Here is a 19,896-nt window from a genome sequence, read left to right on the forward strand (position 1 = left end):
TTTCCCCCTGCAAATTATTTTTTATTGCGGGCAAAGGCATCGTTATAGCATCGAATCAACTCTTCGCTGCGGTAACTCTTCAAATCGGACTGAAAAGAGTTCCAGTCTGAGTCTTTGAACGGGTCGTTATCTCCCATGACAAAGAGGCACTCCGCATTTTTCAGATACACATCCAACGAAGCATTGATCGTTTCGATCTTGTTATATTCTTCCTCTATCATTTTCAAATCGTCAGGAACGATCTGTTTCAAGTAGGGAGCATAACGTTCGGACATGCGGTTAAGCGCTGTGATGATATCGTCATTCATTTTGCCGACGAAATCATACTTCCAATAAAGCGCGGAAGCGGTACCCACATTGGGAGTAATCGTCGCACGGTAATCCTCCTGCGATCCAGTCCAATCATCGGGCACTAAAAATGTCCAAGACGTCTTATCTTCATCGTCCCATTTCCAATCCACCCCTTCTTCGCCATACGCGATCAGCTGGCAGCCGATATCCGAATACATGATATCAAGCAACCGTGCGACCTCTCGAACCTTTGAAGTTCCGGTGGGGATAACGGCACCTGTGGGCGAAAAATTAGCAAAGCCCCATTGGATGGGATCTCCGGTATAATAGTCACTCGTCAAAGGCCCGAACATTTCATACTCGTCCTCGTAATCATAACCGACCGTGATATACGCAGCGGCGGAACAGAAAGAACCAAGGCGGTGCTCCAATCCCTTCTGTGCGAGTTGCGCGTCCGTCTTTATCGAAAATGTAGATTTATCCAATAAGCCTTCCGAGAACATGATATTCATCGTCTGTAAATACTTACGGTATGCCTCGGTGGAGGGAACATAAGTCATCTTTGAGCCGTCCGACTCCTGCTCGGCGCCGCCGTACACATATCCGTAGGAAGCTAAAATAAAGTTCCTCAGGTATTCCAATTCTTTGGCAGATACAGGCACCTCATCATTTGGATCGCCGTTACGGTTTACGTCATATTTTTTGAACAAGCGCAGGATATCGACGTATTCCTCCACCGTTTTAATATCGGTCGCATCCGGAATTTCGGCCGCTGTTTTAAAAGATGTCACGTTGGAAGGTATTTCAACATCGTCTTCACGTAAATTTTCGATCCACTGCTGATTGATATACATTTTAAATGTCAAATCGCGGGGTACATCGTTCACGCAAAGAGTAGAATACATCATACCGTCACTGAAAGTCGCGACCTTGCGCGCGGAATACGGAGAATCAATATTAAAATTTTCATCCAGCAACTTTTTGTAGGTGGGCATATAGTTGTCGATCAGGCTCCCGACCTCAATACCGTTTACGACCAGATCGCTATCGTTGAACGGAACGACAGCGCCGTACTGCGAATAGATGACTTGTTCGGATACGGGATTATTGAAAAGGAATAAATCCGGCAAACTTTTCTTATCTTCCCATGCGGCGCTGCGCAGCTGAGAGTATGCTGCCGTATCCGCTTCCGTAAATATAAATCGAAGATTGGTCATTTCCTCGAGTTTCTGAAACATTTTCAAGTTTTTAAAGGACGGATTCAGGGCGCTTTTGGGAACGAAAATTTTGATTGTTATCGGCTCAGCCACGATCTGATAGGGATTTTCTGCCGTTCCGTTCGGTAAAAAATTATTAGGATCGTAATTTTCCGATCTACCGCACGCCGTAAGGCCAAGTACTGCGGATAGCGAAACAGCTAGTGCCAGAAGAACTGTAACTAATTTTTTCATAAAACTTGTCTCCTTTATTGTTTAACCTTTTACGCCGCCGATCATAATACCCTTTTCAAAATACTTTTCAAAAAACGGATAGATAAGAAGGATTGGTGCGCTCGCCACCACGATCGTAACATATTTGAGCGTTTCCGCCATCATTGCCTGCTCTCCGCCGCCGATCCCTCCAACGCTGCTTTCGCTACTGACGAGGATCCCCTGCAGCACACGCTGTAGCGGAAACAGCTTTTCGTCGGTTAAATACATGAGAGAATTAAAATAACTGTTCCAATATCCTACGATCGCATACAATGTCATAACTGCAAGGATAGGTTTGCACAAAGGTATTACGACAGACAAGAATATGCGCAAATTCCCACAGCCGTCGATTTGCGCAGCCTCCTGCAATTCGTTAGGGATCGTCGAAGTAATGTAAGTCCGTATAATGATTATATTAAAAACGCCTACGCAGCCGGGAATAATCATCGCCCATATAGTATTCAGCATTCCCAGGGCTTTGACAACCAAAAAAGTCGGAATAAGTCCACCCTGGATAAACATTGTCAACACGAAAAACATGCTGAAAAACGTACGCCCCCGAAAATCCTTCCGCGAAAGAGGATATGCAGCGGTAAACTGAAGCACAAGCTGAATAACCGTGCCGATCGCCGTATACAACAGCGTGTTCGCATAACCGCGCCAAATGCTAGTTTCCTGCAAAACTTTTTCATAATTATCGAACGTCCAGCCGCGAGGCCAAATGCCGACACTGCCTTTATTGACAAAGTCTGAGGAGGAAAAAGAATTAGCCAGCACATGCAACAGCGGAAAGAGCGTGATCAATGCATAAATTCCCATGATCACCATGATCGCAATATTAAAAATTTTGTCTTTCCCTCTATTTTCAACCATATGAATCCTCCTTTACCATAGTGATGTTGCACTAACTTTTCTAGATATGAAGTTCGCTGTTATCAAAAGAATAATATTGATGACCGAATTGAAAAGTCCGATCGCTGTTGCATAACTGTACTGCGGTATCTTTGCCATGAGCGATACGCGATAAACATAGGTCGAAATGATCTCCGAGGTCGTGAGATTCGCACTTGTCTGCATGAGATAGACCTTTTCAAAGCCGACACTCAGCATATTCCCAAGGCTCATGATAAACATGATGATCGCCATGGGTAAGATCACAGGTACATTGACGTACCAAATTCGCTTCAGACGCCCTGCGCCATCCAGAACCGCTGCCTCGTGTAAACTCTGATCAACATTGGCAAGTGTGCCGATATATATGATCGCCCACCAGCCAAGTCCCTGCCAAAGCCCGCTGACGACGTATATCGTAGGGAACCAAAAGGCTGATTCCATCAGATTAATCGCCTCTATGCCGAATATAGCACCTATGGAATTTAGGATGCCGCTTTCCACATCGCAGAAGGAAAACAACATGCCTACTACGACTACAGTCGAAATAAAATATGGTGCATAAGAGATCGTCTGCACCGTTTTTTTAAAAATTTTACTACGTATTTCATTGATAAAAAGCGCCAAGATGATGGGCAGCACTGTATTTAAGACGATCGAGTAGACACTCAGTATCAGCGTATTTCGCATAATGAGCCAAAAGTTCGGGAGTTTTATAAACGTAATAAAATGCTCGAATCCCATCATTCCCGCCCAGGGACTTCCAAAAATCCCCTGATAGGAATTGTAATCTTTAAATGCTATGAATAATCCGAATATCGGCATATAATGTAACAGGATGACATAAATGACCGCCGGCATAATCAAAAGATATAGCGACAAATTCTTTTTTCCCGACAAAATATTTTTTTTCGAAATTCTGTTCTTTTTTAAACGAAGGGACCTTATCATTCGGTTATCCTCTTGCGAAAAATTTTGATTTTATTATAAAGGGCATATAGTGATTAATCAATACAATATATTTTGTCAAAAATACACTTTTTTTACTTTTATCCAAATAATCACGATAATTTCGCATTTTTATTTTAAATTTTTTTCTCTACGATGTTTTTTATTTACGAAAGCAAAAAAATATAGTATACTGTCTCCATGAAAAAAGACAAACCTTTCATGAAAAATAATGTATTTTTTGCGTATATCAGTCACCCTGTAGAATTCAGTATATTTCCCTTCATTTTGGGCTACGAACGTTGTTCACAAAATAAGGACAGCATCGGTCCGCAAAAAAAGCCCTGTCATTTACTGCATTTTATAATCCGAGGCAGCGGCTACCTCTCTTTGGGAGGAATTGATTATACCATTCGAAACAATCAACTGTTTTATATCCCGCCCGAATGCACGGCGATCTATCGCCCCGATAAGAGTGATCCTTGGGAATATATGTGGATCGAGTTTAATGGTTATAATTGCAAATATTTCTGTGACAAGGCGCATCTTTCGGAACAATCGCCCATCTACACGCCATTGCATCCCGAAAAATTCTACGAATTGTTTTCAGAATTATTGAAACAAAATATGGCTGGCTCGCCACAAAGCAACTCCCCGCGCAGCATAGCGGCTCTTTTAAATCTGTTTGCCCTTTTGTGTGAAGACAGTAGCGGCGGACCACCCGAGGATATCTCCCCCGAACAAGCAAAGCTGCAGCCGGTGCTTGACTTCATTCACGCCAATTTCTGCACGCCAGACATTTCGTTGCGCGCTATCTCCGAGCAGATGTTTTTCAACGAATCCTATTTGTGTCGTATTTTCAAGCAGTCAGTCGGTATTTCCCCGCAAAAATATATCATCAATCTGCGCATGCAAAAGGCACGGGAAATGTTAATGCATTCCACATTCAGTATTTCTAATATTTCCCTATCGGTCGGATATAAAAGCCCCTATTATTTCTCGCAAGAATTTAAGCGTATGTTCAATTTAACTCCTTCGCAATACAGACGAAATTCCTACCGAAACGCAGACTATACACAATAAAAAAGACAGCCCCATTTTAAGGCTGTCCTTTTTTTAATTATTTATTTACTTCATCAAGGGAGCAGGCAATTCCGAAATTATTTCCCTTTATACCGAATAGACTGACACACTTTTAGGAAAAACCTATGGAAACTCCGCTTGCGCCGTTTTTTACTTTTCATAGACGCTGCGTTTCAAAATACCTATGTACGGCAGATTTCTGTACCGCTCGGCATAGTCGAGCCCGTAGCCGATCACGAATTCGTCCTCGATGTCGAACCCCTTAAAATCCGCCTCGATGGGCACGACGCGGCGCGCGTACTTATCGAGCAGCGCGCAGATCTTGACAGACGCGGGCTTTCTCGAATAGAGCATGCGTTTCAGGTACGAGAGCGTGTAGCCCGAATCGATGATATCCTCGACGATGACGACGTCGCGCCCTTCGATCTTGCGGTCAAGGTCTTTGATGAGTTTGACTTCGCCCGAGGATTTGGCACCCGCGCCGTAGGAAGAGATGGCCATAAAATCCATTTCGACGGGAATGCTCATCGCGCGAAGAAGGTCCGCGTAAAACATTACGCTGCCCTTTAAAATGGAAACCATGAGGGGGCGCTTGCCCTCATATTCCTTGTCGAGTTTTACGGCAAGTTCCTGAATGCGCTTTTTGATCTGTTCTTCCGAAATCAGAATACTGTCAACGTCGGGATGCATGTTCTTTTCTCCTTATTGTAAAATGATCGTATAAATTCTGCCGCTGTCGCGGTCGATTTTGACTTTCGCGGAGATCTCCACGCCGCAGACGGCGTACACTTCGCTCCCACGGGCGATCAGAGGAATGAAATCCCGTTCGCGCAGGGGTATTTTTTTATCGATGAAATAATCTTTGAGTTTTTTCGTGCCGCCGCCGAACTTTTCGAAATAGTCTCCCTCCCGCCGCGCGCGCACGACGCAGCCCGCGGGAAGTTTCGCCCCGTCGAAGCGCAGACCGCCGCGCAATTCGCCGCGCACGATCGAAAGTTTTTTTCCGCCGAAGGAAAATTCGCCCGCGGCAAACGGATATTCCGCCGTTTCCTTTTCGCGGGGACGGTATACGGCGATCTTATCGTATTCGCGCGCTGCCGCGAGGGAAAACGGCAGATGCACCGCCGCCCCGTTTTTCGCGCCGCGAAGGGCGTAGATATCCTCGCAATTCTGTTGGGTATAATCTTTCTCTCCGCCAAGATAATGGAACGCCAGCACGCAGGCGCGCAAAAAGAGCGGCCGCGGCAGATCGTGCGGAAAGGTGAAAAGCCCTTCTTCCCTGCGGCAGGGACGTTCGGCGAGTTCGTATAAATATTCGTCGTCCTCGCGCGCGAGGCGGGAAAAGGAATACACGCGCTCACAGCAGGCGGGAAAAATTTCTTTGACAGCGGGAAGTACGTTCGCGCGTAAAAAATTGCGCGTATATCGGGTATCCGCGTTGGTCTCGTCCTCGACGAACGGGATCTCATTTTCCGCAAGGTATGCCGAAATTTCTTCCTTGCCGATACCGAGCATGGGGCGGACGATCTTCCCCTGACGCGCGGCGATGCCTCCCGCGCCTTTAAGCGCGCTGCCGCGGAACAGGTTGAAAAGCACCGTTTCCGCATTATCGTCGGCATGATGCGCCGTGCACACGAGATCGACGCCCTTTTTCAAAACTTCCGCAAAAAACGCATAGCGCAGGGCGCGGGCGCCCTCTTCCAGCCCCGTCTTGTGCTCCGCCGCGTACAGCGGGCAGTTTACGCTCTTTTCGTATAAAATTACGCGCCTCTTTTCGCAATACGCGCGGACGAACGCCGCGTCCTTTTTCGACTGCTCGCCGCGGATACCGTGTTCCAGGTGCGCGGCGCACACGTCGACGGAATATTCCGCCGCATGGCGCAGTAAATAATCGAACAGCGCCATGCTGTCGCCCCCGCCCGAAAGGGCGACGCAAATCTTTTTGCCGCGAAAGGGTCCGAGATCGATTTTCATACGATCAGTATAATATAAATCGCGGAATAAATCAATCAAAATCGCGGCGGCGAGCCTTGGGAAGAGTGAGTTGATAACTCAGCGAAAGCAATTTGCAAAATTCTTCCTCGGGAAGACCGCCTTCCAGCATAAGAGAGATCCAGTGCGTCTTATTCATATGATAGCCCGCCGAAATTTCGGGATAGGTGTCCCGCAGCATGGAGGCAAGCAGCGGATCGCACTTGACGTTGAGAACGCGCGTTTCCCCTTCTCCGTCCAATTTCAGCGCGCGCCGCGGCGCGTTCAAAAGGGCGCCGAACCACTTGCCTTGCGCGCCGTGACGGAAGATCACGATGGTTTCGTCCGCAAAGGGACGGTCGCAGACCGCGCCCGCCAGATCGCAGACCATTTGCATAATTTTCTGTTCCTGCATAGTAATTCTATTATACATTGCCGCCGCGCCGCGCGCAATCCTTTTGCGCTACAAATTTTTGCGAAACGTCGAAAAGAATAAACTTCGTAGTTTAACGCTTGCTATTTTACGGGACGTATGATAGAATAAACGCATAAATTTTTCTCGGAGGTTTTATAGTGGGAAAGAAAAAAAGTCTGAAAACGTACATTCCCGGCGCGATCGCGTTGGTTTTGGGGATCGCGGCTTTCTGCATGATGTTTCTCGACGCGGTAAAATATTCCGCGGATGCGATCGTTACGACGGTGAGTTATAAATACTCGGGCGCGCAACTCGCGTTCGGCTATAAGGAAACGGTTTTAAACCAAGACATTACCATTCTGAGCTTTAACTTTATGGTGTTTTTAGCGTTCGTTCTTCCTTTGGCGGGCGGTATTCTGGGGCTTTTAAGCGGAAAGAGTTTCATTTTGAAGATCATCGCCACCGCCTGCTTTGTCGTCGGCGCGGTATTCCTGTTCTCGACGGCAGGTTTCGCGACCATCGGCATGAGCGACTCTCAGGCAGAAGTGGTAAAGCACGCGGACGCGGCTCTGTGCGCAGGTCCGATCGTAGGCGGAGTTATCAGTGTTCTCGGCGCCGTCGTATGCTTCTTCAAAAAGTCGATCGCCAAAATGTTTGGTTGATATAAGTTTTGTACATAAGATGAAAAAACGGAGCGTATCGCCTTGCGGTGCGCTCCGTTTTTTATTAAAATACCGCCCGCTCGATGACGCCGCCGCCCAGACAGCGGCCGCCGCCGTATAAGACCGCATACTGCCCTTCCGTCACCGCGCGCTGACGCTCGGCGAATTCGATGAACAGATCCCCGCTCTCCCGCACGTGCACGCGGACGGACTGTTCGCTTTGGCGGTAGCGGAATTTCGCCGTACATTCGAAAGTTTGTTTTTCGGGCGGCGCGGGGATCCAGTTCACGCCCGAAACTTCGCACGCCGCCGAATACAGGCGGCTCTCGTCCCCGTGCGCCACGTATAAAATATTGTTTTTCAAATCTTTTTCCACGACGAACCAGCGGCCGCCCCCGTCCTCTCTCTGCCCGCCGATATCCAGGCCCTTGCGCTGACCGAGCGTGTAATACATGAGTCCCAGATGTTCGCCCAGCACTTTGCCGTCGTACGTCATCATTTTGCCCCGTTTTGCGGGAAGATAACTTTTTAAAAAATTGCGGAAATTGCGCTCGCCGATAAAGCAGATGCCCGTACTGTCCTTTTTGTGCGCGGTCGAAAGCCCAGCCCTCTCCGCGACGGCGCGCACCTCGCTCTTTTGCATCTTTCCGAGCGGAAACAAGACGTTTTGAAACTGCGGCTGCGTGACCTGGTTGAGAAAGTACGTCTGGTCTTTTCCCGTATCCGCCGCCTTCAGAAGAAAACTTTTGTCCCCTTCGTGCGCAATATCGCAATAATGTCCCGTGGCGATATAATCGGCGCCCAGCGCGAGCGCGTGCTCCTTGAACGGACCGAATTTGATCTCGCGGTTGCACAGAACGTCGGGATTGGGCGTTCTGCCTCGCTCATACTCCTTTAAAAAATAAGAGAACACTCTTTCGCGGTATTCTTTCGAAAAATTGACCGTATAGTACGGAATGCCGATCAGGTTGCTCACGCGCCGCACGTCCTCGTAATCCTGCTCGGCGGTGCAACAGCCGTTTTCGTCGTCCTCTTCCCAGTTGACCATAAAAAGTCCGATGACGTTGTAGCCCTGCTCCTTCAATAAAAGCGCCGCGACCGAACTGTCCACGCCGCCGCTCATTCCCACGACGACCGTCTTTTTTTCCATCATAAAAACCTCTCTTCCGTCAAATTATACCCGCGTACGAACCTTTTGTCAATCGTTTGCGATATTGCAGCGGCGTGGCGCCCGTATGCTTTTTGAACGCCTCGGAAAAGGCGGAAAAACTCTGAAATCCGCTGCGCTCGAACACTTCTTTCACCGACAACGTGCTCTCCCGCAAGAGTTTCGCGCTCGTTTCGACCCGCACGCGGCAAAGGTAATCGGAAAACCGCATGCCCCACACTTCGTGAAAAAGTTTGGAAAAATAGGCGGGACTGTACGAACAGAATCCTGCGCATTCGCAAAGCGACAGAGGGCGCGTACAATTCTCGCGTATATACTGCGAAACGGGCTGCGTCTTCGCGAGAAATCTTCGGTTCACCGACTGTTTTTTCTTGGGATGATACCGATACAGAATGGTCAGGATCTGCATCAGTTTGGTCTTGATCATCATTTTGTAGCCGTCCTCTTTTCTGTCGCGCTCGACGCCGATCTGACGGATGAGCGAAACGATCTCGTCGCTGTACGCGCGGGAAGCGGGAATGTGGTTTTCGAATACTTCGCCGCTGTTGAAAAAACTTTCGATATAGGAAAAATCCGTGTCGCTCGCGCCGTTCCACACGAGATCGGGCAGAAAACCCAGAACGGCGATGCTCGCCCGCTCTTTTGTGCCGCGCACCGAGTGCGGCTCGACGTTGTTGACGAGCACGATATCCCCGGCGCCCGCGCGCACCTTCGTGCCGTCCTCGAACGAATATTCGATGGCGCCGTTCCACACCAGCGTGATCTCGATATAATTGTGATAATGATAATAGGAAAAAGCCGTATTCTCGTCGTAATGAAAACGGTAAAACAGGAAAGGAAAATCCCGGTCCATCTGAATGTTTTCCAAAAGTTGTTCCATGATTCCATTATATCATATTTTACGAAAAAATTACGGAATTTTTTGATTTTATTTTTTATTCTTTGAATAATTTACATTTTTCGCGCGCAATGCTATACTGTTTGCGAAAGCATCGGGAGGAAAATCATTATGAAAGCAAGCGAACGGTTTTATAATTTAATGAAGGGAAAACCCATCGACCGCCTGCCCGCGATCGAGTGGGCGCCCTGGTGGAATCTGACCGTCGACCGTTGGAGAGGCGAAGGACTGCCCGCAAGCGCGCAGTCGGTATACGACATTCAGAATTATTTCGGGCTTGACAAATGCTGCCAGACGGGATTCGGCGAGCGCTCCGCCGCAACGCCCCTTCCGCCCGTGTACGGGCACGGCATCATGAAAAACGAGGCGGATTACGAGCGCCTGCTGCCCACGCTCTACCCCGAGATCCGTCTGCCCGACGAGTACGTCGCATGGCTGAAAAAAACGCACGACGACGGCGATACGCTGCATTTCTTTACCGTGGACGGATTCTTCTGGTATCCCCGCGAAATGTTCGGCATCGAAGACCATCTGTACAGTTTTTACGACGAGGGCGACCTCTACAAGCGTATGTGCTCCGACTATGCGGCATGGCTGAAAAAAACTTTCGAATATATCGCCGAAACGTTCCGCTTCGACTTTATGAGTTTTGCCGAGGACATGAGTTACAACAACGGCCCGATGCTCTCCAAGGAAACGTTCGACGAGTTCCTCGCCCCCTTTTATAAGGAGGTGATCCCCATTTTAAAGCAGATGGACGTGCCCGTTTTCATCGACAGCGACGGCGATATCACTCTGGCGGTCGACTGGTACGCAGGCGTCGGTGCGGACGGTATGTTCCCCCTCGAACGGCAGGCGGGCGTAGACGTTTCGCTCTATATCGAAAAACAGCCGCACATGGCGTTTTTGGGACATTTCGATAAAATGTGCATGAAGTTCGGCGAAGAGGCGATGAGAAAGGAATTCGAAAGGCTTCTGCCCTCCATGCAGAAAGGCAAAGTCATTCCTTCGTGCGACCACCAGACGCCGCCCGACGTCAGTCTGGAAAACTACAAAATTTACGTGCGTCTTTTGAAAGAATACACGGCGAAAGTTACGAAAAATTAAAGAAAAGCCATCGGAAGATTTCCGATGGCTTTTCTTTAATACTGTTTTAAGAAGACGAGCGCCGTTTCGACGCAGCCGTCCACGCCGATGACGGAACTGTCCATACAGAGGTTATGATTTTCCGCCATGCCCCATTTTTGGTCGGTGTAATACTCGTAATATTTTTTGCGCTTTTTGTCCGTCGCTTTGACGTGTTCTTCCATTTTCTCGGGGGAAATGCCCGTATCCATGGAAAGTTTGCGTTCGACGCGCTTTTTAAGGTCGGCGTGCACGTAAATTTTGACGCTGTCCTCGACGATGACGTCCGAGCAGCGGCCGATGATGACGCACGGCCCTTTCGCGGCAAGTTGCTTGATGAGATTGGACTGCGCGATATAGATCTGATCGGTCATCGGCATCTGATAGTAGGAATAAAGGCTTCTCGAAAAAATTCCAGGCGCGCTTTCCTCGTAGTGGCGCATAAATTCTTCGGAAAGATTGCTGTTTTGCGCTGCCATGGAAATCAGATCTTTATCGTAAAAGGGTAATTTCAGTTCGTGCGCGAGTTTGATGCCGAATTCGCGTCCGCCGCTGCCGAACTGTCTGCTAATCGTAATAACCTTATTCATAATCTGCCTCCGAAAACACATAGTATCCCGCCGGAACGAAGGGCGCGGCGGCGTGTTTACCCACTTCTATTAAACACCATAAATTCCGCTTTGTCAATAAATTTCTCAAAATTTATCTTCTTGCGCGCAACCCGTAAAAAATTTTTGAATTTTTTTGAAAATCCATGCAAAAATAATTGAAATATTTTCCGATATCCATTATAATATATAGGTAATAAATACGGGGATGTAGCTCACCCGGTAGAGCGATACGTTCGCAACGTATAGGTAGTCGGTTCGAGTCCGATCATCTCCACCACGTTTAACCTAAATTGAACATCTCAAAAAGGTGTTTGGTTTAGGTTTTTTCTTTTGCCGCGGAAAGCCGTTTAATCGCGTTTAAGGCTCGAAATCGGCAATTTACGGCGCACAATGCTTTCGGTCGAGTAAATCTCCGTAACGGTGAGCGGCGGCGGTTTATGCCGCGAAAGGCTCTTGACGCGAGTCGGAGCGTGTTAGGCTGTTTCCGCCGAAGGCAAACCAAAACCCCGTACCCTGTTTGGGTGCGGGGTTGCATGGTTTCGCCCGTATTTGCCCTCAAACACGCTCCGAGAGAGGCTCGTGTCAAGAGCACCGTGGAATAAATAGCCGCCGCTTATACGGTCATGATCACTCGTATCGCGCGCATGGCGGGATTAGGTTTATTCTGTATGATATACGGCATGAAAGCAATTTCATCGTAAAAAGAAAAGCCCTGACTGTTTCCGTCGGGGCTTGTTTGTATGGGGCTATTGTAGTAAACTATCATTTTGTCGTTATACAATACGATTTGCTTTATAAGCAGGTTTATCAGCATTTGCGGCTCTTTCAGTAAAGCCTGTTCGTAATATTTCCGTATCTTATCTTCGGATAGGGTTATCTTTGTTTTGCTCTGTTCTATCAATATATTTCTTTCGAGTTCCGTAAGTTTGTTTTCGAGTTCGTGCAAACGCTTATTTGTCGTAGCGGAGATAATACCCTGTTCGATAGCGGACATCAAGTTGTTCAATGCCGTTTCCGTCTGACGCTTTTCCGAAAGCAATGTTTTGAGTATCGGGCTTTCTTTGTTCTGCATTTCCTGTATCTGCATAAGCCCGTCAACGACCTTGTTCATTGTATCGGGCTTGGAGAGTTCGCGCAGGATAGTTTCAAGTACAAAGTTTTCCAAAAACTCTTTGCGTAATGCCGTTTTTTCACAACCGTTGCGATACTTTTTTCTGCCGTGGCATTTGTAGTAGTGTATCACTTCACCGTTTGAGGAAGTACCGCTTTCCGCGCTTATCGGGTGTCCGCAATATCCGCATTTCAGTTTATGGCGCAATAGGTATGTTACCTGTACGCTCCTTTTGCCGTACTTGTTCTTTTGTACTTTTGCCCGTACTTTATCGAAAATTTCAATCGGTACGATTTGCGGATAGATATTGTCGTATTCTTCGCCTTTATTGCGGTAAATGCCGAGATACTTTTCATTTTTCAGTATATGGTACACGGTATTGGGCGCAAACGGTTTTCCGTTATGGTAAACGCCGCGCTCCGTCAAGGCTTTGATAATCGTAGGCACATACACGCCGAGGGCATATTGCGAAAATATGTAACGGACAATATCGGCTTTTTCGGCATCATCAACGATTTTGCGGGCAACCACTTTGTACCCGTAAGGCACGCCCCCGCCGCAGTAAAAGCCTTTCTTACGGCTCTCGTTCAACCCGCGCAATATCTTTTGGGAGAGTTCTTCGGAATAATATTCGGCAAGCCCGATATACATATTTTCAAGTAAAATGCCGTCAAGGTTCTTGGTGCCGTCTATATTTTCCGAGGTGCGTTGCGTAGCGGAAATAAGCGTTTTACGGTTCTTTTTCAAGCGTTGTTTATTGACGGCTATCTCAATGGAATTTCTGCCGAAANTTTCGACGGAAACGGACGAAACGGAAACGCAAAGTCTTTCCCTTATCTGTCCGTGTGTTGTCTTTCCGTCAAGGGTTGCCGCAGGCAATGTATTTTACCCTTGACGGAAAGGGTGTTTTCGTTTACGCTCCGACGGACGAAAGACAAAAAGGATTGTTTTCCATTTCTTCTTTGCTCAATTCTTTTATTTCTGCCAATACCGCGGAGAAAAAGGCATTTGTTTCGCAATCTGATAAAGGCGCTATATACAAGTCATTCCCCGCGATATAAGTTAAATCCTGTCGTTTCATATTCTTTCCCTGTCCGTAAAATCTTTATGGACAGATTATATCAAAAACGAATTCAAATTGGTACGGACTGTTCCCGTACAAAAACCATTATCAATCGGATTGTTTTCATTAAATATCGTTTTTTTTCGTACTCTTCCCGCAGATATACGGTTGGGGAAAAGAGAAAAGCCCTCGGACAAAATTCCGAGGGCTTTCAAAAGACTTTTATTCCTTTACTTGTATAAAAGACAAGCGCACGTATTACTGCCATTTGCGAAAAAAAGGGGGGAACAGCAGAATAAAAAAGTATGCGCGACGGTATGCGCGGGAGTGACCGCCGAGCGGTTTAGCGGCGCCACCCCGCGCCGCCGCGCTTTTTTTGTGCGTTCCGCTGTTGCGTTGTTGCTTTGTTTGGGGCGCGTGCTTGTCTTAGGCGCCCGCGAGCGCAGCGAGCGGGTGACGAGGCGGCTCTGCCGCCTCGTCAGCGTAGCCGCCGTACTTGTATCAAGACAAGCACGCGTCCCATCGTCACTTACCTACCTTATCTCGGACTTTTCCCGCGATTTCCGTTTGCTGTGAACATGAAAAAAAAGACGCTCGAAAGCGTCTTTTTCAGTACTGATTTTTATTAAATTATTTGAACCGAAATTCATTATTTGGGGTTATGATTTCCTGTATATCCGTTCCTCGGAATGTCAAGTACCATACTGTATAACGTTCATATTCGTTTCTGTTTTCCATTAAAAAATGTATTTCAAATTTTTTGTCTGTGCGGTACAACTCGGCGGCAATCACCATGCTCCAACCGCTGTTGGGGATATCCGCGTTCCATGCAAACAGTTTTTCTTCCTCCCTTTCGAGTATTTCTCCGTTTTTGATAAGCAATTTTTCGCCGTTGTCAAACAGTAAATAGATATCTTCGTTTTCAAAAATGATATCTGTTAAAAACAATTCCGTGTATTCGCTTACCCCGAGCCTTTTTGTCAGATATTTTTCCGCTTTTTCCGTTTCGCGTTCTGCTTGTTTCAGTACACCTTTACATTGCCGTTTCAATTCTCCGCAATAGGGTTTTAATAATCTTTTTACTTCCTCGCTTACATATCCGAACGCAAAAACACCGATATCTGCAACCTTATCCAATATCGTCGGCGGCATATGCTGCAATAATTCTATCTTTTGCCGCAAGCCTTCTTCGAATTTACGGGCGGCATGGTTTTCATCGAACACAAACGGCGCGCCTGCCGCTATCCGCTTTTCGCAAGTTTTTGCATAATACCTGTATATACATTTTCTGAGTTTTCGTTCCTCTTCGGTTATCCCTTGCTCGTTCATTCTTTGTTCGCACAATTCTAAATCCTTGCAGGGATCCGAATAGATTTCGTCAGATTTTTCAATCTCGATAAATTTTAAATAGCGATTTCGATAAAGGTTGTTGTAATAAACGATATTTTGAGTTTGAGCCTGTTTAGACTTCTTTGTGACGCTGTTTATATATGATAATTTGTATTGTATCAGCCATTCTTTCGTTAAATATTTCATTTTGCACTCCTTTCCTTGTATTCTATATATTTTCGAATGTCAATAAATTGTTCAAGAATATGTTCATAATTGTTACATAGTTGACTATAATTCTATTATATGGATTGTGGGTCAATTAGTCAAGGAATTTTATGAGATAAACTATAAGTATGAAATTCGAAGATTTTAGCATAAATTTAGCAAAAGAAAGAATGGCTGCAAATTTATCCGCTTATGAATTAAGTTTAAGAATTGGTAGAGATGCAAGTTATATTCATAAAGTAGAAAACGGTAAAATTAATATAAGTTTGAAAATGATATTGAAGATTTGTGAGGTTTTAGAAATTGAACCCGTTGAACTATTTAAGCCCCCAAGTAGCAATTAAAAAAATCTATCGAAAATTCGATAGATTTTTTTTCGTTCAATTTACGATATAGGCACTCCACCACGTTGGACCCAGTCGAACTTTTTTGTTGACACAAAAGAGTTTTGGCTGGTTTTTCCTTTATTCAGATAAAAAGAGGGGATAGGTCAACTAACCTATCCCCTCTTTTTTATATATTTTCTCGCTGAAAGATATAACAAATTTTCTGCTTTAAAACTTATATATCTCCTACCATCAGAGCCGGGCAAGGTCAATCCTTGCTCGGCTCTTTTTTGCTTTCATAGACATTTTTTTATGCTTTCAAAAGAATGAGTTTTCGGGGAGAAACAAGAGGCGCGACAACTTCTTTTTTCTTCTCCGATTTTTTTTGTTTTCGTTGTGGCTATCGTAGCACGGTTCCTCGCGGAAGTAAACGGCGGAAAAATTCCCGCTTAAAACTTTCAATTTCCTTTTCCCCACGCGGCAATTTTTCCTTCCTCCGTTGACTTCCGCACTATATCTTACAGAACGTATGTCTTTGACCGTCCCTTGCTCCTTTGCCACCGCCGAAAACGGCAAAAAATAAAAATTCGGAGGTAAAAACGAATGAAAAAAGTTGTTTACAGCATTTCCAAATTCAATAAGTTTGGAAGCAACAAAATGTCCGGTGTAGGATTTATCACCGACAAAGACCTGGTTATCGCCTGCGTCAGCCAGAAAGGCAATCCGTATATCCGCGTGTTTGAAGATTGCGTAAAAAACTGCCATGCGATACAAGGACGCGACGGCGAGTTCAAAGGTCCGCATTACGAGATCCGCGAAGTGGAATTTGAGAAAAACGGAAGTTACGAAACGCGCGAAATCGAAGTCGAGTATTCCGTTTGGTATAAGTTGGTCGATTGAGGAGGTACGACATGAAAAACAAATTTTATCTCAAAGAGTTTCAGTTCTTCGACGGAGAAGATACCGTCATATTCAATATCGTGGCCGTAGACGCTGATAAGATCACCGTTGCCGTTACTAAATGCGGAAAGATTTCTATATCGGACTATGACTTGCGTACCGATGGAAACGGTCTGTATTTCGAGTACGGAGTTGCAGGTCAAGAGCATATTCACATTGAGGACTTCAAGGAGGCTGAATAATGGAAAACATTTGCGAGAGTTGCATTTTATACGGATTTTGTGACGGTAGGTGCGGAGATACAGATCCGCTCTTCTATTGGGAAGAAGAACAGAACGATACCCTTGAGGAGCGAGGGCGATATGACTACTATGACGAGGCAGAATAATGGAAACCCGTCGGTCAGGGTATGTTACCTATCCCCTCTATCGGCTCGAACTCAACAAAATTAAAGAATATAAGTTTTAAGGAGAAAAACATTATGAAATACGTTTACATGGTACAACTGGACCGGTCTGCAACGGATTCGGACAGCATTGAAACGGAATTATATGAAGATTATGACAAAGCCTATGACCGCTACAAGGATATCATCAGCGAACAACTGAAAAACTTTTGGAAAAACGAGGTCAATTTTGATACAGACGGAGATCCCGGCGAGGAATACGAATTTTTCGAGGAAGATAACAACTCGAACGAATCCGACGTTTACTGGCATTTATCCTTGAAATACGATTACTATATTCACACCTTCGTTGACCTTATCCGCACTCCGCTTTATACAAAACGCTCGGACGAACCGCAATATATAGTCCGATACAAAGAAAATGAATATTCCTTTCGCTCCGGTGTTGCCGCTTATATCTTCCATGCCGGAATCTTGAACGACATGGGAAAACGAAAAGCAGATATATTACTCGAATACGTCGATCCTGTCTATGATTGTTATATTTCAGACGTCAACAACACGAATCTCGGAAAACTTGCCGATTATATTGCAGAGAACTGGAAATCGCTGCGGAAAACCGACAGATACGCGATCCTTGAAAAATACTATTCGGAGGCAGACCTATGAAAAAACTTGACGAACTCAAATTTCTGCTCGTTTCCATTCTTGCCATAAACCAAACGAGCGAACATAGGGACAGTGACATATCCTCTATCCTCGATTATGCTTTCCGCAGGTTATACGGCTCGAACACGAACCTTTTAACCCTCGCCTGCGTCGGCAAAACCAAAGAACAAATCATGCCCGAAGTACAAACACTTCTCGGCTATACTCAATACAAAAATTATTTGGAGCAAATAAAATGAAAACAAAAAGTGAAACACTTACGGCGGAAGCCGTGGAACTGTTCGGGCAGAAAGCGCTCTTTACGAACGAACGCATTCCCCTATCCGATTTACCGAAAGAACTGCACCGATACGAACTGCGCGACGACGGCAACGGAAACTTTGCGACAGTTGAAAACAACGTCATTATAAACTTTGCAGGCACGCTTGTTACGAAATCCCCTCTCGATCTCGGAGAACACGGCTATTGCAAAATCCTTGACGACCAACCTGATCTGAACTTTTTGGGATATGAACAAACCCTCAAAGATTTTATGGAGGAAAATCAATGAAACCCTTTAAGACGCAAGCGCATATTCATTCTCTGAACGGAGAAATGGACGAGATCACCGTTTTGGAAGAAACGGGCAACAATGAATATCTTGTAGACTATCGCGGAGTGAAATGCTCCGCGATTTTTAATTGGTACAACTGTACCTATTACGCGGACGACGTGTACGGGAGGAAAAAGGATTGAAGACGATCTTTTATTATTACAACAGATATGCAGGGCTTGTATTCCGATACAGCGACGGAAACGGCGGACATATCGAACAATGTTATATGTTCTATTCCTTCCGCGATGCTCTGCAAAAATTCCGCAAAGAGTTTGGATTGCAACGAAAGCATATCCGGTTGGTAGATTTATATAAGGAGCCGCTCACATGCTCGACGAAATCCAAGAAATGATCTGGAACGCACTTATAAAAGAAAACGGTGAGACCGTAGCGCGGCTGTTTACAAACTTCTACGGCAACCAACTGCTCGACGAGGAATTTTTCGAGTTTTTGCAACAGGAAGATATTATTTGAATAAGGAGATCATTCATGAAAAATTTATACGAAGAATTAAAAAACAAACACCAACAAGAAATGAACGCCTTTCCCATCGGCGCATGTTTCAGTCAAAAACAATTTGAAGAAATGATGCAAAAATGGGGCTTGACCGTACACGACACGGATAAGATCTGTTCCATCGGCGGAGGCTACTATGTCCGAAAATCCGACTATAAAGAATTTATCGCCATGGGAAAACGTTTTGAAAAAGAACGTAAAGACGCTATCGTTGCGGATAAAACCGGCGACGGATATATCTATCAGATGTTCCTCTATGAGCTTGCCAATCATGAATACTGCATTACCTATGATTATGAAGATACATTTGACGCGCTCGGGCTTACCGTGGACGAGATCAACGCGGACAAACGGCTTTTACACGGCTTAAAAAAGGCTACGCGGGAATACCTTAAACATTGCGAGGATTATTGATATGCGAAACGAAGAAACAGTCTTTTTCGATAACACAGACGATTACTCCAAGTATGATAACGCGAAACGAGCCGTTTACGAATCTTACTATGAAAGCCAAGACTGGACAAGCATCGACGAGGTTCCTTCCGGTATGATTTGGGAAGAGATCGCCGCACAGAACGAGGCGGACTGGGAATATTTTACCTGCGCGTTGAAACGGGAAATAGCAAGGCACTGTTTCCTTATTACGGGAACGTGCGGCAGATGGAACGGCCCCTGCTGTTGCGGCAACTTTATCACGGACTGGAACGATTTCCGCTCTTTTATTCAACACCTCGATACTGTAAAAATATACGAGCGGAACGGACATTTATATGTGGAAGGCTTTCATCATGACGGACACGACTGCTACGAACTCAAACGCCTTACGGATAAAGGCACCGAATACGCAGACCGCCACGGCTTTGCCCATGATAAAACCCTGCATCAAAATATCATGAAAAACAACTTTTATTCCGCTTTGCCGCGCCTTGCCGGGGTAATATTCGGGAGAGTGTATGAAACAATATCCGCGTAATCCTTATGGGTATAAAGTCTGTTATCAGGAAAAAGGCTCTTCCGTTTATATCCGATATTTCCTGACCTATACCTACAAAGACGCCGTTACCGTCAAACAGGGTTATATCCGTTACCCGCCCTCAGAACGGGACACAGACAGAAAACTGGACGATCCGCGCTGGTTCATCTTTCCCGTTACACGAAAAGAAGTCCTGCGCGGGATCTGGCGGGAGTGCCCTTTTTAGGACGCTCCCGCTCTTTTTA

Annotated in this window: 28 protein-coding genes and 1 tRNA gene; 17 read left to right on the forward strand and 12 right to left on the reverse strand. The window is 45.9% G+C overall.

The features are described from left to right. Window positions 1-14: 14 nt before the first annotated feature. Genes ESZ91_RS03135 through ESZ91_RS03145 form a run of 3 tightly spaced genes read right to left on the reverse strand, consistent with a single transcriptional unit; the run spans window position 15 to window position 3,605 of the window. Entirely contained in the window at window positions 15-1,742 is a 1,728-nt protein-coding gene (locus ESZ91_RS03135) for a type 2 periplasmic-binding domain-containing protein (RefSeq protein WP_129224053.1), read from the reverse strand. Between the two features lie 21 nt (window positions 1,743-1,763). Next, on the reverse strand, window positions 1,764-2,636 hold the full coding sequence (locus ESZ91_RS03140; protein WP_129224055.1) for a carbohydrate ABC transporter permease: 873 nt from the start codon (window positions 2,634-2,636) through the stop codon (window positions 1,764-1,766). A gap of 12 nt (window positions 2,637-2,648) precedes the next feature. Next, window positions 2,649-3,605: an ABC transporter permease gene (locus tag ESZ91_RS03145; RefSeq protein ID WP_129224057.1), complete on the reverse strand. Its 957-nt coding sequence runs from the start codon at window positions 3,603-3,605 to the stop codon at window positions 2,649-2,651. 198 nt (window positions 3,606-3,803) lie between these two features. Here ESZ91_RS03145 and ESZ91_RS03150 point away from each other — a divergent pair, with 198 nt between their 5' ends. After that, window positions 3,804-4,685, forward strand: coding sequence for an AraC family transcriptional regulator (locus ESZ91_RS03150; RefSeq protein WP_129224059.1), 882 nt, complete (start codon window positions 3,804-3,806; stop codon window positions 4,683-4,685). Between the two features lie 150 nt (window positions 4,686-4,835). On the opposite strand, the gene hpt is transcribed toward ESZ91_RS03150, so the two are convergent. Genes hpt through ESZ91_RS03165 form a run of 3 tightly spaced genes read right to left on the reverse strand, consistent with a single transcriptional unit; the run spans window position 4,836 to window position 7,089 of the window. Continuing rightward, window positions 4,836-5,375, reverse strand: coding sequence for a hypoxanthine phosphoribosyltransferase (gene hpt / locus ESZ91_RS03155; protein ID WP_129224061.1), 540 nt, complete (start codon window positions 5,373-5,375; stop codon window positions 4,836-4,838). Window positions 5,376-5,387: 12 nt separating this feature from the next. Continuing rightward, entirely contained in the window at window positions 5,388-6,659 is a 1,272-nt protein-coding gene (tilS, locus tag ESZ91_RS03160) for a tRNA lysidine(34) synthetase TilS (protein ID WP_129224063.1), read from the reverse strand. Between the two features lie 31 nt (window positions 6,660-6,690). Next, a complete protein-coding gene (locus ESZ91_RS03165; RefSeq protein ID WP_129224065.1) occupies window positions 6,691-7,089 on the reverse strand; it encodes an MmcQ/YjbR family DNA-binding protein in 399 nt (132 codons plus the stop codon). A 140-nt stretch (window positions 7,090-7,229) separates the two neighbouring features. On the opposite strand from ESZ91_RS03165, the gene ESZ91_RS03170 reads away from it, so the two are divergent. Continuing rightward, window positions 7,230-7,733, forward strand: a complete 504-nt coding sequence (locus ESZ91_RS03170) for a hypothetical protein (RefSeq protein WP_129224067.1) — start codon at window positions 7,230-7,232, stop codon at window positions 7,731-7,733. Between the two features lie 64 nt (window positions 7,734-7,797). Here ESZ91_RS03170 and mnmA read toward each other — a convergent pair whose 3' ends face one another. Beyond that, window positions 7,798-8,886 carry a tRNA 2-thiouridine(34) synthase MnmA gene (gene mnmA, locus ESZ91_RS03175; protein WP_129224071.1) on the reverse strand — a complete coding sequence of 363 codons (1,089 nt, stop codon included), beginning with the start codon at window positions 8,884-8,886 and terminating at the stop codon, window positions 7,798-7,800. Between the two features lie 16 nt (window positions 8,887-8,902). Then, window positions 8,903-9,781: an AraC family transcriptional regulator gene (locus ESZ91_RS03180; RefSeq protein WP_129224073.1), complete on the reverse strand. Its 879-nt coding sequence runs from the start codon at window positions 9,779-9,781 to the stop codon at window positions 8,903-8,905. A gap of 129 nt (window positions 9,782-9,910) precedes the next feature. Between ESZ91_RS03180 and ESZ91_RS03185 the strand changes: the two genes are divergently transcribed. Beyond that, on the forward strand, window positions 9,911-10,906 hold the full coding sequence (locus ESZ91_RS03185; RefSeq protein WP_129224075.1) for a uroporphyrinogen decarboxylase family protein: 996 nt from the start codon (window positions 9,911-9,913) through the stop codon (window positions 10,904-10,906). 35 nt (window positions 10,907-10,941) lie between these two features. Here ESZ91_RS03185 and ESZ91_RS03190 read toward each other — a convergent pair whose 3' ends face one another. Then, window positions 10,942-11,514, reverse strand: coding sequence for a cytidylate kinase-like family protein (locus ESZ91_RS03190; protein ID WP_129224077.1), 573 nt, complete (start codon window positions 11,512-11,514; stop codon window positions 10,942-10,944). A gap of 222 nt (window positions 11,515-11,736) precedes the next feature. Here ESZ91_RS03190 and ESZ91_RS03195 point away from each other — a divergent pair. Continuing rightward, window positions 11,737-11,812: transfer RNA gene (locus ESZ91_RS03195), tRNA-Ala, on the forward strand. Between the two features lie 336 nt (window positions 11,813-12,148). On the opposite strand, the gene ESZ91_RS03200 is transcribed toward ESZ91_RS03195, so the two are convergent. From ESZ91_RS03200 to ESZ91_RS03205, 3 genes are all read right to left on the reverse strand, one after another. After that, window positions 12,149-13,297 carry a recombinase family protein gene (locus ESZ91_RS03200; RefSeq protein ID WP_456236786.1) on the reverse strand — a complete coding sequence of 383 codons (1,149 nt, stop codon included), beginning with the start codon at window positions 13,295-13,297 and terminating at the stop codon, window positions 12,149-12,151. A gap of 262 nt (window positions 13,298-13,559) precedes the next feature. After that, the gene (locus tag ESZ91_RS11555; protein WP_154071819.1) at window positions 13,560-13,727 is read right to left on the reverse strand and encodes a hypothetical protein; all 168 of its coding nucleotides are present in this window, start codon (window positions 13,725-13,727) and stop codon (window positions 13,560-13,562) included. A gap of 612 nt (window positions 13,728-14,339) precedes the next feature. Further along, window positions 14,340-15,038 (reverse strand): DUF4085 family protein, encoded by a 699-nt coding sequence (locus ESZ91_RS03205; protein ID WP_161971026.1) that lies wholly within the window; start codon window positions 15,036-15,038, stop codon window positions 14,340-14,342. A gap of 356 nt (window positions 15,039-15,394) precedes the next feature. On the opposite strand from ESZ91_RS03205, the gene ESZ91_RS03210 reads away from it, so the two are divergent. The 13 genes from ESZ91_RS03210 (at window position 15,395) to ESZ91_RS03260 (ending at window position 19,877) form a co-directional block, all read left to right on the forward strand. Then, entirely contained in the window at window positions 15,395-15,610 is a 216-nt protein-coding gene (locus tag ESZ91_RS03210) for a helix-turn-helix domain-containing protein (protein WP_129224083.1), read from the forward strand. A 585-nt stretch (window positions 15,611-16,195) separates the two neighbouring features. After that, window positions 16,196-16,492, forward strand: a complete 297-nt coding sequence (locus tag ESZ91_RS03215) for a hypothetical protein (RefSeq protein ID WP_129224085.1) — start codon at window positions 16,196-16,198, stop codon at window positions 16,490-16,492. 11 nt (window positions 16,493-16,503) lie between these two features. After that, window positions 16,504-16,734, forward strand: a complete 231-nt coding sequence (locus tag ESZ91_RS03220) for a hypothetical protein (protein WP_129224087.1) — start codon at window positions 16,504-16,506, stop codon at window positions 16,732-16,734. Beyond that, entirely contained in the window at window positions 16,734-16,880 is a 147-nt protein-coding gene (locus ESZ91_RS11560; protein WP_154071821.1) for a hypothetical protein, read from the forward strand. Before ESZ91_RS03220 ends, ESZ91_RS11560 begins: the two co-directional genes overlap by 1 nt. A 93-nt stretch (window positions 16,881-16,973) precedes the next feature. Then, complete coding sequence (locus ESZ91_RS03225) at window positions 16,974-17,567, forward strand: hypothetical protein (RefSeq protein ID WP_129224089.1); 594 nt, start codon at window positions 16,974-16,976, stop codon at window positions 17,565-17,567. Further along, complete coding sequence (locus ESZ91_RS03230; RefSeq protein WP_129224091.1) at window positions 17,564-17,806, forward strand: hypothetical protein; 243 nt, start codon at window positions 17,564-17,566, stop codon at window positions 17,804-17,806. The genes ESZ91_RS03225 and ESZ91_RS03230 overlap by 4 nt, the downstream gene beginning before the upstream one ends. Continuing rightward, window positions 17,803-18,117 (forward strand): LPD28 domain-containing protein, encoded by a 315-nt coding sequence (locus ESZ91_RS03235; RefSeq protein WP_129224093.1) that lies wholly within the window; start codon window positions 17,803-17,805, stop codon window positions 18,115-18,117. Before ESZ91_RS03230 ends, ESZ91_RS03235 begins: the two co-directional genes overlap by 4 nt. Further along, the gene (locus ESZ91_RS03240; protein ID WP_129224095.1) at window positions 18,114-18,302 is read left to right on the forward strand and encodes a hypothetical protein; all 189 of its coding nucleotides are present in this window, start codon (window positions 18,114-18,116) and stop codon (window positions 18,300-18,302) included. The genes ESZ91_RS03235 and ESZ91_RS03240 overlap by 4 nt, the downstream gene beginning before the upstream one ends. Then, window positions 18,299-18,514 (forward strand): hypothetical protein, encoded by a 216-nt coding sequence (locus ESZ91_RS03245; RefSeq protein ID WP_129224097.1) that lies wholly within the window; start codon window positions 18,299-18,301, stop codon window positions 18,512-18,514. The genes ESZ91_RS03240 and ESZ91_RS03245 overlap by 4 nt, the downstream gene beginning before the upstream one ends. Continuing rightward, the gene (locus ESZ91_RS11710; protein WP_154071822.1) at window positions 18,490-18,636 is read left to right on the forward strand and encodes a hypothetical protein; all 147 of its coding nucleotides are present in this window, start codon (window positions 18,490-18,492) and stop codon (window positions 18,634-18,636) included. Before ESZ91_RS03245 ends, ESZ91_RS11710 begins: the two co-directional genes overlap by 25 nt. A gap of 15 nt (window positions 18,637-18,651) precedes the next feature. After that, window positions 18,652-19,092 carry a DUF7659 family protein gene (locus ESZ91_RS03250; protein WP_129224099.1) on the forward strand — a complete coding sequence of 147 codons (441 nt, stop codon included), beginning with the start codon at window positions 18,652-18,654 and terminating at the stop codon, window positions 19,090-19,092. 1 nt (window position 19,093) lies between these two features. Then, entirely contained in the window at window positions 19,094-19,651 is a 558-nt protein-coding gene (locus ESZ91_RS03255) for a hypothetical protein (protein WP_129224101.1), read from the forward strand. Beyond that, the gene (locus ESZ91_RS03260) at window positions 19,632-19,877 is read left to right on the forward strand and encodes a hypothetical protein (protein ID WP_129224103.1); all 246 of its coding nucleotides are present in this window, start codon (window positions 19,632-19,634) and stop codon (window positions 19,875-19,877) included. Before ESZ91_RS03255 ends, ESZ91_RS03260 begins: the two co-directional genes overlap by 20 nt. Window positions 19,878-19,896 lie beyond the last annotated feature (19 nt).

Origin of the sequence: Candidatus Borkfalkia ceftriaxoniphila, from assembly GCF_004134775.1 — a bacterium.
Taxonomy (GTDB): Bacteria; Bacillota; Clostridia; order Christensenellales; family Borkfalkiaceae; genus Borkfalkia; species Borkfalkia ceftriaxoniphila.